The 12,217-nt window shown below is 53.3% G+C and carries 9 protein-coding genes and 1 tRNA gene; 4 read left to right on the forward strand and 6 right to left on the reverse strand.

Going from position 1 to position 12,217, the window contains the following annotated elements; translation table 11 throughout:
• The first annotated feature begins 27 nt into the window (after nt 1–27).
• Nucleotides 28–927 (forward strand): NDP-sugar synthase, encoded by a 900-nt coding sequence (locus JRF57_00295; protein MBW2302130.1) that lies wholly within the window; start codon nt 28–30, stop codon nt 925–927.
• Between the two features lie 82 nt (nt 928–1,009).
• Here the strand turns inward: JRF57_00295 and JRF57_00300 are convergent, their stop codons facing one another.
• Entirely contained in the window at nt 1,010–1,909 is a 900-nt protein-coding gene (locus JRF57_00300) for a glycosyltransferase family 9 protein (protein ID MBW2302131.1), read from the reverse strand.
• Between the two features lie 396 nt (nt 1,910–2,305).
• A tRNA-Thr gene (locus tag JRF57_00305) sits at nt 2,306–2,381 on the reverse strand.
• A gap of 211 nt (nt 2,382–2,592) precedes the next feature.
• On the opposite strand from JRF57_00305, the gene pyrF reads away from it, so the two are divergent.
• The gene (gene pyrF / locus JRF57_00310; GenBank protein ID MBW2302132.1) at nt 2,593–3,309 is read left to right on the forward strand and encodes an orotidine-5'-phosphate decarboxylase; all 717 of its coding nucleotides are present in this window, start codon (nt 2,593–2,595) and stop codon (nt 3,307–3,309) included.
• Nucleotides 3,310–3,348: 39 nt separating this feature from the next.
• Here pyrF and JRF57_00315 read toward each other — a convergent pair whose 3' ends face one another.
• The gene (locus JRF57_00315; protein ID MBW2302133.1) at nt 3,349–4,038 is read right to left on the reverse strand and encodes a zinc-ribbon domain-containing protein; all 690 of its coding nucleotides are present in this window, start codon (nt 4,036–4,038) and stop codon (nt 3,349–3,351) included.
• A gap of 481 nt (nt 4,039–4,519) precedes the next feature.
• Here JRF57_00315 and JRF57_00320 point away from each other — a divergent pair, with 481 nt between their 5' ends.
• Nucleotides 4,520–5,263: an RNA 2'-phosphotransferase gene (locus JRF57_00320; protein MBW2302134.1), complete on the forward strand. Its 744-nt coding sequence runs from the start codon at nt 4,520–4,522 to the stop codon at nt 5,261–5,263.
• 49 nt (nt 5,264–5,312) lie between these two features.
• On the opposite strand, the gene JRF57_00325 is transcribed toward JRF57_00320, so the two are convergent.
• Both JRF57_00325 and JRF57_00330 read right to left on the reverse strand, forming a co-directional pair.
• Nucleotides 5,313–6,089 carry an EF2563 family selenium-dependent molybdenum hydroxylase system protein gene (locus JRF57_00325; protein MBW2302135.1) on the reverse strand — a complete coding sequence of 259 codons (777 nt, stop codon included), beginning with the start codon at nt 6,087–6,089 and terminating at the stop codon, nt 5,313–5,315.
• 115 nt (nt 6,090–6,204) lie between these two features.
• Nucleotides 6,205–6,669 (reverse strand): hypothetical protein, encoded by a 465-nt coding sequence (locus JRF57_00330; GenBank protein ID MBW2302136.1) that lies wholly within the window; start codon nt 6,667–6,669, stop codon nt 6,205–6,207.
• Nucleotides 6,670–7,193: 524 nt separating this feature from the next.
• On the opposite strand from JRF57_00330, the gene JRF57_00335 reads away from it, so the two are divergent.
• Nucleotides 7,194–9,281: an acetate--CoA ligase family protein gene (locus JRF57_00335; protein MBW2302137.1), complete on the forward strand. Its 2,088-nt coding sequence runs from the start codon at nt 7,194–7,196 to the stop codon at nt 9,279–9,281.
• Nucleotides 9,282–9,315: 34 nt separating this feature from the next.
• On the opposite strand, the gene JRF57_00340 is transcribed toward JRF57_00335, so the two are convergent.
• The gene (locus tag JRF57_00340; protein MBW2302138.1) at nt 9,316–11,151 is read right to left on the reverse strand and encodes a PAS domain S-box protein; all 1,836 of its coding nucleotides are present in this window, start codon (nt 11,149–11,151) and stop codon (nt 9,316–9,318) included.
• Nucleotides 11,152–12,217 lie beyond the last annotated feature (1,066 nt).

Genomic DNA, 12,217 nt, shown 5'->3' on the forward strand with positions numbered 1-12,217 from the left:
CAGTTTGGAGGCAGGGTTATCCAAATCATGAAAGCCATGATCCTTGCAGCAGGCATGGGAACGAGGCTCAGGCCCTTGACGGATGAGAAACCCAAGGCCCTCGTGCCTGTGGTCGGCAAGCCCGCAATACTTTGGAACATCGAATATCTCAAGCGATACGGCGTAACGAACATCATCCTTAATGCCCACCATCACTATGAGCAGATCCTGGAATTCTTCGATAAGAACTCGGCCCTAGGAGTTGAAATCCGTGTCCGGGTAGAACCCGAAATACTGGGGACGGGTGGAGGCATTAAAAATACAGAGGATTTCTGGGATGACGAATCCTTTATCGTTCTAAACGGCGACATCCTTACGAACATCCCCCTGGATCAAGCTTATGCCCACCACGTGGACTCCGGGGCTCCTGCAACCATGATCCTTCATGACCACCCACCCTTCAACAAGATCCGTATCGACTCCCGGGGCCCTGTAAAGGACATCCCCAGGACTTACGGAACCTCCGGCCTGGCCTTCACGGGTATCCATATCCTCCGGCCGGGTTTATTGAACCATCTGCCCGGAGAGGTCTTTTCAGATATCATCGATTGTTACAGGGGATTGATACAGGCAGGGGAAACGATCCAGTCCTTTGTGGCAAGGGACCACTACTGGTACGACATCGGCACTCCCGACGATTATCTTCGTGCCAACCGGGACCTTTCCGGAAAATCCATACATACGGGACCGCGCGCTCAGGTCCATCCCACGGCAAGACTGGAGGGCTGGGCCGTAATCGGGGCGGATTGCTTCATCGAAGAGCACGCGACGGTAAGAAGAAGCATTCTCTGGGATGGAGCCAGGGTCAGAAAGGGAGAAGTCATTTCAGATACCGTCCTGACTCCGTTAAGGGCCGTAAAGCTGAAGACGGCCTCCCAGGGAGTATGAGGCTTTGACCTGAATCTTACAAGTGTCGCGTTTGCCCAAAGAGGCAAGGCATCAACCGCGCAACAAACAGAAGAAGAAATTTTTATGCCGCGCCGCCCCTGTTCAAGATGTTTTTCTCGATCGCCTCGTAGACCCTGTCCACGGTCACAGCTTCCATGCACCGCCACTCCCTGCACCGCTTTTTCCGGTAACATGGTGAGCAGTCCAACTGCTCCTGCACGACGGTGTGAATGCGGCCGTAGGGACCGGTACGAACAGGATTGGAGGGACCGAAGACGGCGGCCACCGGCACGTTGAAGGCTGCGGCGATATGCATCGGTCCCGTATCGTTACATACCATGAACCTTGCCTTTTTCACGATGTGGATGAGTTCGTGAAGGCCGGTCTTTCCGCCTAAAGAAACGGCCCTGCCCTGGGATGCCCTGGCCACTTCCTGCCCCAGTTGAGCGTCTCCCCGCCCCGTCACCACCACGCTGGGACAAGGCAAGCGCGCGGCCAGTTCCCCGAATCTCTCCGGGAACCAGCGATTGGCCGGTTTCCCCGCCGAAGGGGCTATAACCGCGTAATTTTCCGGGAGGTCTCCCAGGACTGAAGACTTCCCGTTTAAGGGGGGGAAGGGGAAACGAACGGAGCCGGTTGTGAGGCGCAACGGTGAGAGAAGCTTGAGGTTCCGCTCCACGGCATGCATCTCCATTCCGCATTCCACCCTGTGGGTGTAAAAATAGGGACTTCCCTCTTTGGACTCCCCGAAACCGATCCTTACGGGAGCCCGTGTGGCCCACGAGATCAGGCTGCTTCGAAGCAATCCCTGGAGATCGATCACCAGGTCAAAGGACTCCGCCTTCAATGCCCTGAAAAGCCTTCTTATTTCCCCGGCCGTTTCCAGGAAGCGGCCCGGTTTCTTCCATTCGTCCTTGGCGATAACCCATAGCCTATCCACTTGGGGGTGGTTTTCCAGGAGCGGCTCAAGACCCTTAGCGATCACCCAATGGATTTGAGCCTTAGGCAGATTTGTCCGCAGGACATCCAGTACAGGCAGGGTGTGAACCACGTCGCCCATGGAACTCGGCTTAACGATCAATATTTTCTTTGGAGAGCCAATCAGTGCTGCCATTACCCTTTCCCCGGATCCCCGGCCCCTGTGTTTTTAATGTCTTTGCCTGAAGGCGAGGTTTTTTCTCCCATCCCCTGAGTTGCATAGAGACCTTTGAAAAACGTTCAATTTTGTTCAAGATCAAGGAAGACGAAAATTTCAACCATCCCGCTTAGAATGCTAAGCGGGACAGGCATCCATACATTGAGTATTTCGAGGATTGAAATTTGAGCCTGACGCCGAGATTGGGCAAAAGGGAGCGTTTTTCAAAGGTCTCAGATTTCTTGGAGCCACCGCGCGGAATCGAACCGCGGACATCCTCATTACGAGTGAGGTGCTCTGCCAGCTGAGCTACGGTGGCCCACATCCATGAGGCCACACAATATAGTTATTTTTTTATTCCCTGTCCATCTTTTTTTCTGCTGATCCAGGTGATCCCCATAGCCGGTTTCATAGGGCAGGGATTTTGGGGCCTGCCACTAAATTCCATTGCCCGCGGAAGAAGGAAAGGTCTTGCCCTTGTTCTCCATCTCCCCTATCATACGGAAAAATTTCATCATCGAGGACGACCCATGAAGCAACCTAAAGATTACATCATCTTCCCACTGGACGTTCCCACGCGAGACGAGGCCCTGAAGTATGTAATGCTCCTGAAGGATGACGTGGGGCTGTTCAAGGTGGGGCTTGAACTCTTCATCAGCCAAGGCCCCGGGATTCTCCAGGCCATCAGGGAAATCGCCGGGAACAAGATCTTCCTGGACCTCAAGCTTCACGATATACCGGCCACGGTAAAAAGGGCCTTCCGGATCGCCAGTTCATACGGCCCGGAGTTCATCACCGTCCATTGCGATCAGGGAGAAGGAAGCCTGCGGGAGATCGCGGAGCGAAACCCGGGAAACACCAAGATCCTCGCCGTGACCCTGCTCACAAGCCTCGACACTAAAGACATCAAGACAATGGGTTACAAAGAGGCCTATGTGTCGGATCCCTCGCGATTGGTGTTGTTGCGGGCCCGGATCGCACAGGATGCCGGCTGCCAGGGGATCGTATGCTCCGGGCACGAGGTTTCCCTGGTCAAAAGAGAATGCCCCGACCTGATTGCCGTGACTCCGGGTATTCGTCCCGCCTGGTCCTTGGTGGATCGGGACGATCAGCGGCGTATTGTAACCCCACGCAAAGCTGTTCAATCCGGAGCAGATTACATCGTCGTTGGACGCCCTATCAGGGATGCACAATCTCCAAAGGAGGCGGCCAGGAAGGTGGCGGAGGAAATCGCCTCCGGCCTTTGATGGAAAACCTTTGAGGATCAGTGGCGCCGGGGGGGCATCCTATGGAGGGTAAACAGCTACGAATTTTCCTTTTCCGACCCTTAGGGCAGCGGAAACAACGCTCCAGGTCTCTCCCTCTTTCCTGAGCCTGAAATAGATCTGGCCGCTCGTCCTTTTCCCCTCGGCCCGCGCCACAACCCTCGCCGTTTTCCTTCCGCTCACGAACCTTACTTCCTGCCGAATGAGGGAGAGGCGGATATCCTTCCCCAGGGGGCTAAAAAGCCTTTCATTGTCCCGGACAAAGGCCCCGCAAGCATCGTAGACCGCCCCTCCCGTAAACAGCCTGAACAGGGAAGCGACGGGATTTCCCCCCGCGTTTTTTAATGAGGGGAGGGAGCTTCCCTTCAGCAGGATGAATCCGGCAGCCAAAATGATTACCAGGAGGAGGGCGGCGGCCCCGAAGATCAATGGATCCCGATATCGCGGATACTCCGGTGACATGGAAATCACCGACGGAGTTTTCTCTTTGGCGTCAGGCGGCGGTATAGGGGTGTCTTTTTCTCCGGGAACGGTAGGTGCCGGGTCCTTCCGGGGTTCAGGGGCCTCTCCCGTCAACCTCACCTCGCCCGTCTCACCACGGATCGCCATCCTCGCACCGCATTTTTTGCATGTCGCCCTCACTTCCTTTCCCAAGATCTTCTGATCGGGAACCGTGTACTCGGCATCGCACTCCGGGCATCGTATCTTCATGGGTTGTTTCTCCCTTTAATGGTTTGGGGCCGGTTTCTTCAAGGAAACAAAGACAGTTTCATCAATAAAATTATACCAGATCTTTTCCCCTCCTTGTATCCCCTTCTTGCCTTCATTTGACATCACTTCCCTAATGAATCAATATGGGAGGGATTTCTCTACTGGATTATTTGGCACCGCGGACCTTTTGAGACCTTTGAAAAACGTTCAATTTTGTTCAAGGTCAAGGAAGGCGAAAATTTCAACCACAGGAATACATTGAAGTATTTCGAGGATTAAAATTTGAGCCTGACGCCGAGATTGGGCAAAAGGGAGCGTTTTTCAAAGGTCTCGACCTTTTTTCCGGTCCTTGGATTAGTGGCGGCTTCCCCGGGCACGGTTAAAAGTGATAAACATCCTGCTAAGTGTTTCGAGGATTAATTTTTCAGCGGGTTCAGGATGGCCTTGCAAGATTCAGGTTCAAAGGTCTTAAAGGATAAGGATGACGAGTAGAAGGTCGAGGATCAGGATCGAGAATTTCACCCGCTTCCTGGTCTATGTCCTTGGGCACAGTCCCGATGAATTCGGACTCCTCCCGGACCCTGAGGGGTTCGTGGGCTTCAAGGAACTGCTATGGGCAGTGCACGAGGAACCCGGATGGGGTTACGTGAGGATTTCACATATCCAGGAAGTACTTCTCGGAAAAGACAGGGACCTTTTCGAGGTGGATGACAACCGGATCAGGACCCTTGAGAGACGCTGGCGCATGGATTTTGAACATCCTGCTGAAACCCTTCCCAAGCTGCTCTATATCGCCGTGAGGAGGCGTGCCCATTCCCACGCTCTGGAAAAAGGCCTTCGGGCCGCCCAAGGCCCATACCTTCTTCTAAGCCCGGAAAAGGACATGGCCCTCAGGATCGGAAGGCGCCGCGACCGGGAGCCCGTGCTTCTGGAAATCCTTTCAGGCATGGCAACCACCGAAGGACTCCCTTTCTATGCCTTCGGCCGGCTCTTCCTGGCCGCGGAAATCCCCTCCCGTTACATCAAAGGCCCACCCCTACCCAAGAAGCCGCCCAAGAGTCCGGTTCCAGAACCGGCGAAGTTGCAGGAAAGGATGCCGGATTTTCTCGCGGGCACCTTCGTCCTTGAGGAAGGAAGGGATCCTGCCACAGGGAGGCGTACCAAGGGCAAGAAGAGAAAGGGTTGGAAGGAAGAGGCGAGAAAACTGCGCAGGAAACGTCCCTGATTGGTGAAGGGGACGTTTTTTCCTTGTCGGAATTTCCTTCCATGGGATCTCACACGTTGTAACGATTGAGGATCGCCTCCAAGACGGCCCCTCCCAGGGCCCTTGCCTTGTCTGAAATCGTATGGCAATAACCGAGAATACCTCTGGGGTCCACGTCTCCGGCCTTGAGCCCCGCATGGACCTTGGTGTTTTCCCGTAACAAACCTCTTATCACGCCGTCTATGGAAGTTACCATCGGTTCTCCATCGACCCGGGCCACCACCTCTCCTGCATGAACTAGATCCCCGATACCTTTTACCGGATGAAATATCCCGTCGGCAGGGGCCCGCAGGACCCGTTGGGCTCCCACCCCCCCGATCACACCAGGGATCCCTGTATCGGCCTCGGCCGGACCCTCCCTGATGATTCTTCCAAGGTTGTGGCCCCGGTTGGTCTCGATCACGATATCAACATCCTTCCCGGCCCAAAACCCCGGCCCAAGGCCAATCACAAGGGGCGCATCACCGCGTCTCGTGCCGGTATTACGCTTTGCAAGGATGGCGTCGACGATCACGTGCGGTTTGATGGCTTCCCTGGACTTTCCCTCAGGGTCGATGAGCACCGGGATTGTTTTCTCCTCCCAGGCGGTCCATACTCCATCCGGAGACGGAACATGTCTGGCCCGGACCCCCTCCACCTCCCAGGAGCCCTCGATAATACACTCGCAAAAAGAGACCATCCGCCTAATACAAAGGGGATTGGGAATTTCCGTCATGAAAACCTTGAAATGGGCCCCGTAAAGCCTGTGGGCGACCCCGCTCGCCTGCTCTCCCGCCCCCCTAACCATGATGACGATATCCTTCACGATAAATTCCTCCTTGATAATGAAGCTCCCCGCTGCAAGCGCTTCTTTCAACCGACGGGTTTGCCCCTCAGGGGCCTGTTGTGACACGCTCCCGGGGTCAGGCGGTGTTGAGTTCTTCTCTTGGATCAGTAGATTTTATTCGAGGAACTACAGTAATGCGAAGCATTACTTCGCCATACCCCAGACACTCCACACCAGTATCGGGACATCGGACATACCGCATGAAGTGAAAGTCATTGGGATCCAACCCTTCACTCAACCTTTCGTTTATCAGGGCGACCGGAACCGTCAACTGTGAAATGAGGTAGACACACAGACGCCTGGGACAAAGCTTTCCGATGAGATTCCCGTCCACATCAAGCACGAATTTGTCCCCCTCCTTGTACCCGGAGTTGCAGTGTTTCGCCCTTACGACTTCCGCCTCTATGGAATATAACGGTGCCGCTTCGGACAGGCGCACTACTTGACGGACCCGATGTCCACCTTCATAAAATTGTTTTGTTTCTGAATGGGTGTATCCGACTCGTTCTGCATATCTATTGATCGTCTCTTCTTGGGTCATTTTTTATCTCCCATTCCAGTCGAACAACACCGTCACCGTTTCGTTGTGGATGGAAACGAACCTTCTTCGGTGGCCGATCAAAGGGATTCTAATGGACCAAGAGATGAACATCAAGGTCTATGTACAAAAGGTGAAAAAACGGGTAAAAGGAATTCAGGCATCTTTGGAATAAATCGCTGGGGTATGCTTTGCATCGTTCCGGGTTCGAGGTGAATCTTTCAGCCGTTATCGAGCCCCGCCGAGGCTGAAGCCGTAAGCTTAGGGGTCAAGGGGTCGAGGGTTCAAGGGGTCAAGTGAAAATCATCTTTACCTTAAATCCCGGTTTCTCACTCGAACCCTGGGCCCCTTGAATCCTTGAACCTTATAAAAAACGGACTTGTCACGCCGTAGCCATAGCGAAGACGGAAGATTGCGGAAATTGGCCATTTATGGATGGGCACTAAGTGATTTCCTTTTGCTTCTTCTTCCTTTTTCAGGCATGCTTCGCTCTTCTTTCCCGCTGCTTCAAGAGGAGGTATCACGAAATGAACCAAAATAGTCCTGGAGATCTTTCCTGTTTTTTCTACCCTGATAGCATTGCTGTAATCGGGGTATCCCCCGAGGAAAATAATCTTGCAAAAAACATCATCCTGAATTGCCTGACTCTCGGGTACAAGGGGGAAATCCTGCCCGTAGGGTTGAAAGGCGGGGTGGCTTTCGGCCAGAGGATATATCCGTCCGTCGAGGTCATCGATGGAAAGATCGATCTGGCCGTTATCCTGACCCCGGCCCGGACTATTCCGGGCATCCTGGAGCAGTGCGGCCGCAAAGGGATTCGGAACGTGGTCATCGAATCGGGAGGTTTCTCCGAGCTCGGCGAGGAAGGGAAAGCGATGGAAAGGGCCTGCATAGAAAAGGCCCAAAGATACGGTATCCGGTTCATCGGTCCCAATTGCATCGGGGTTACCAACATGGAAAACGGTCTGGCCCTGTCCTTTATGGCGTTACAAAAAGGGCTCTTCCCGGGTCCGGTTTCCGTGCTGGCCCAGAGCGGGGGGGTGGGGCTTACTTATATCGGATTCCTCGCAGACGAGCATATCGGACTCAACAAGTTCGTCTCCATGGGCAACAAGCTGAACGTAAATGAAACCGATCTCCTTGCTTACCTGATCCGGGACGAGGGGACGAGAATCATACTGGTATACCTGGAAGGTTTCTCCGACGGCAGGCGGTTCATCGAAACGGCGAGAATGTCGAGCAAGCCCATCCTGGTTTACAAGGCCAACCGCTTCAAGGAAAGCGCATCCATCGCCCATTCCCATACCGCGGCCCTTTTTGCGGACGACCAGCTTGTAGACCACGCCCTGGCTCAGGCGGGGTGTATCCGAATCAATACCCTTCAAGACGCTATGGACTATATCAAGTCCCGCACCCTTCCTCCCCTGAGAGGAAATCGCCTGGCCATCGTATCGCGCTCGGGCGGGCATGCCGTGATCGCTGCGGACGCCTGCACCTATTACGGCTTCGAGTTCGCCCGTCTCCCCAAAGGGCTCCTCAAAAAATTCGAAACCCGTTTTCGTGCCCACGTGATTCGATTGCAGAACCCGCTGGATCTCGGGGACCTGTTCGATCTGGATTTCTACGTCTACATTCTTGAAGAGTTACTCAAGAGACGCAACGTGGACGGCATTCTACTTGGACACGCATATTTCCGGGGCAAAGAGCAGGAGCCTTCCAGGATGCTTCTCAAACGCGTGGAGCAACTGGTCGATCAATACCAAAAACCGGTGGTTCCCGTGATCCTGACCGAGACCCGTGAAAGAGAATACCTGAGGAGAAACCTCAGCCTCCCCATCTTCTGGGCCCCCGAGAATGCCATGCGGGCCCTCCAGTTCTCCTACCGTTGGAGCAAGCACACCCTTCCCGCTCCCCCGGCAACCTATCGGCTCAAGGGCAGAGGCGGGAGCAGGGCGGAAGAAATAGTCCGATCGGCCGGCGAGAGGGGTCATCTTCTCCTGAGTGAAGGCATGGATCTTTTGCAAGCCTTTGGATTTCCCATTTCCCCCTATCGGCTCGTACAAAATCGAACTCAGGCCCTCGCGGCTTGGAAATCACTCGGGGCGCCGGTTGCGATGAAGATCAATCGCCCCCATGTCAACCACAAGGCCCGAGGCAATGCCCTCCGGTTGAACCTCGATTCCCGAAGGCAGATCACCGAGGCCTTCAGAGAACTCCAGACCGGAACCGGCAAGGACGTGGAAGTCTTGGTGCAGCCCATGAGGCAGGAAGGGCTGGAGGTGATCCTTGGAGGCAAGCGGGACCCGGTATTCGGCTCCATCATCCTATTCGGACTGGGAGGCCGCTTTGTGGAACTTTTGGGGGACGTGGTATGGCGGGTCGTTCCGGTGTCCCCGGAGGAGGCCTCTCAGATGGTCCGGGCCATTAGAGGCTACAATCTTCTTCGAGAGGCTGGTGGAGCGTCCCCGGCGACCTTCAAGTCCCTGGAGAGATTGCTCCTCAAGCTGTCGGGAATAATGGAAAGCCTTTCAAAGGTCAGAGAGATAGACATCAACCCCGTCCTTGTCCATAGGGGAGAAACAGAGGTATTGGATGTCCGGGTAATAGTGGATTGAGAAACCTCCGTAAGGACCGCCTCGTCCCCTGTCTTCACTCCTCGTCAAGGATCTTGCGGATCTCGTGGGATATCTGCTGGAGATTGAAGGGCTTCTGGATAAACCCCTTGCACCCCTTCTCCAGTATCTCCATGGCCTGGCCGTTCATGCTGTATCCGCTGGAGAGAAGCACTTTCACGTTCGGATCGATGGAGCGGAGGGCATCATAGGTGGCTGCCCCGCCCATCTCAGGCATGATCATATCAAGGATCACGTACCCCAGGGTTTCCAGGAGGGCCTTCCCCACCTGGAGAATGGCCTCCTCGTCGTCCACAAGGAGGAGGGTCTCCTCTCCCAGCAGGATCCCATCGGGGGCGCTCCCGTCCTCTTCCACTCTTTTCTCCGATACGGGAAGATAGATGTTGAAAGTGCTTCCTTCTCCCTTCTCGCTGTATACGTTGATGATGCCGCCGTGATTCTTGATGATGCCGTAAGCAGAAGCGAGTCCGAGGCCGGTTCCCTTTCCCATTCCCTTTGTGGTGAAAAAGGGATCAAAGATTCTTTGTTTTATCTCCTCATCCATACCGATCCCGGTATCGGTCACTGAAACCTTGACGTAGCGGCCCGCATGAACGCCGTAAGGCTTTACATAGGCCTCATCCAGCAACACGTTTTCCGTGGAGAGATAAAGGTCCCCTCCATCGGGCATCGCTTGCCAGGCATTGACAAAAAGATTCATGAACACCTGCTCGATCTGGGCCCGGTCGACTTCGACCGCGGGCAAATTCTTCTCCAGATCCATGTGGAGAGAAATCTCCTTTTTTGTCCTGCCGAACATCCGGGCCGCCTTCCCGAGTATCTGGTTCAGGTCGCTGGCCTTTACTTCGTATTTCCCGCCCTTTGCGAAACCTAGAAGCTGTTTGGTGAGTTCCGCTCCGCTCTGGACATAATTCTCGATCTGTTTCAATCTTTCGTAGTAAGGATGAGTAGGGTCGAGATCAAAAAGCATCAACGAAATATTTCCCTGGATGCCCATTAGCAGGTTATTGAAATCATGGGCGATTCCGCCGGCCAGTGTTCCGGTGGCCTCCATGCGTTGGGCCCGCAGCAGCTGGGCCTCCAGACGTTTTCTCTTTGTAATGTCCTCAAAGGTCACCAGAGCTTCGCCGCCCTCAAGGGTCACTGAGCGGGTGTGGATGATTTTCCTGGAGCCATCCTTACAGATGATCTTGAGCACTTGTGGATGGGCCTCTCCAGGCCGGGCTTTCTGGTGATCCTTGATCCAAAGGCCGATGACCCTTTTCCTGTAATCGGGATCCGGAAAGGCCTTGCGGAACCACTCCCGTCCTGAAGGGACATCTCCCAGATCATAACCGAAGATCTCCGTAAACTTGGGATTGACATAGTGATACCTTCCGTCCTCTCCCACGAGAACCACCCCGAAGGGGGCCTTTTCCACTAGAATCTGGAATCTTTCCTTTTCTTTATGAAGGGCCTCTTCGGCGGCCTTCTGAAGAGAAATGTCCCTTGAGATCTCGATGGCCCCCTTTTCCCCTGACGGCAGGTTTATGGGGGATGAACGGATTTCGAGAATTAGGCCGCTCCGGAGCCTGATTTCGGTGCTCTCGGTCCTTCCGCTGGCAAGTGCCCTTTGGACAGGGCAATTCCGGCAGGGTCCTTTTTTCCCCAGGAAGGCCTCGTAGCAGATGCTGCCTTCCAGCTCCTGCCTCCCCACCATCTTTTTCAGATTGTCATTGGCGTACAGGACCTGGAATTTTTCCGTTACAACATCGATTCCATCATCTATAGTATTTAGTATGGCCTTAAGGCCGATTTTCTCAAAAAAAATGCCGGCATCAGTTTCTTTGAAAAAAGTGCCATTTTCGTTCAATTTATTCTACCTCTGCTCCGGTTCTTCATTTGTCGGTTCATCGCCCATGCTCCACCCTTTGGAAACGGCCGCGGTCGTTAAATGAAAACGGGAAACCTACCCGCAGGCCCAAGCCGTAATCTGCACGTCATAACAGCACCCGCACTTTTGGGAAGGCCCTCAAGCATTTCTCCAAGATCGGCTCCAGGGAATATACCACCCCCTTCCCGGATATTCCGGTTCTTTTTCTTTATCACTTCATTATACGGAGAGAAGAAAAGCTTGAAAAAAGTACTCGTGCGTTCTTAACTCGTGCCCATCAAAAAAAACAACCCTCGAAATACTTAATGTAGCCTTGTAGTTAAAATTTCCGGATGGCCTTGAATATAAGCCTGGTTATGGATGGGCGCCAACTGTTTAGGAAGCACGTTTTCAAAAACGGGGAAATGGTTTTATATCGTATACCTACGGTATATCCCCAATAATGGAGAAGCATTTTCTTTACTGGCAAAAACCCCTCAGCCCGGCTTACCGGGAAGATTCTGAGAGGAGAACATTCTGCGGTAGTTTCATAGTATATTTTCCCCTTATTTGCAAGCCCTGTTTCACAAGAAGATTAAATTTTGTGTCAAAATTCAACCCGGATTATGCAATTGCCAAGTTTGCCGAAGATGCAAGGCCGCAAGGTGCGAAGACGTACTTTCAGTACTTCAAGCGCCTTACAACGCAGCAGATTCGGCAAAATCGGCAATCCCCCAGGGTGATAAATTTTGAATAGATTCAATGTTTCCTGACGGCGTCTTTTTGGTGAATGTAATCTGACCCGGAAAGATGTCCAAAAACCTACAATCATTAAATAAATGACTTCTTTCAAAATTTGTCATGCATGATCCGGGTTCAAGAGAACGGCGACCAGTCCTCGTTTGCCCTTTGTTTTCATCGTCTTAAAGCCTTTACCAGCAGATTTGCTTTTCTATACATAACGCCATAAATATTTGCGCATAGTATTGATTTATGTTATCCTATACTGAAAAAATAAGGAGGGCAGCAGCTATGCGCAAATTGGAGATTCAAGATGCTGACATTA

The sequence above is a fragment of the Deltaproteobacteria bacterium genome (genome assembly GCA_019310525.1).
Classification (GTDB): domain Bacteria; phylum Desulfobacterota; class DSM-4660; order Desulfatiglandales; family HGW-15; genus JAFDEE01.

Bases quoted from the DNA above. Each gene is read 5' to 3' on its own strand.
- pyrF (MBW2302132.1), top strand. From the start codon at position 2,593: ATGAAGCAACCTAAAGATTACATCATCTTCCCACTGGACGTTCCCACG.
- JRF57_00315 (MBW2302133.1), bottom strand. From the start codon at position 4,038: ATGAAGATACGATGCCCGGAGTGCGATGCCGAGTACACGGTTCCCGAT.
- JRF57_00295 (MBW2302130.1), top strand. From the start codon at position 28: ATGAAAGCCATGATCCTTGCAGCAGGCATGGGAACGAGGCTCAGGCCC.
- JRF57_00325 (MBW2302135.1), bottom strand. From the start codon at position 6,089: ATGGTTAGGGGGGCGGGAGAGCAGGCGAGCGGGGTCGCCCACAGGCTT.
- JRF57_00335 (MBW2302137.1), top strand. From the start codon at position 7,194: ATGAACCAAAATAGTCCTGGAGATCTTTCCTGTTTTTTCTACCCTGAT.
- JRF57_00320 (MBW2302134.1), top strand. From the start codon at position 4,520: ATGACGAGTAGAAGGTCGAGGATCAGGATCGAGAATTTCACCCGCTTC.
- JRF57_00330 (MBW2302136.1), bottom strand. From the start codon at position 6,669: ATGACCCAAGAAGAGACGATCAATAGATATGCAGAACGAGTCGGATAC.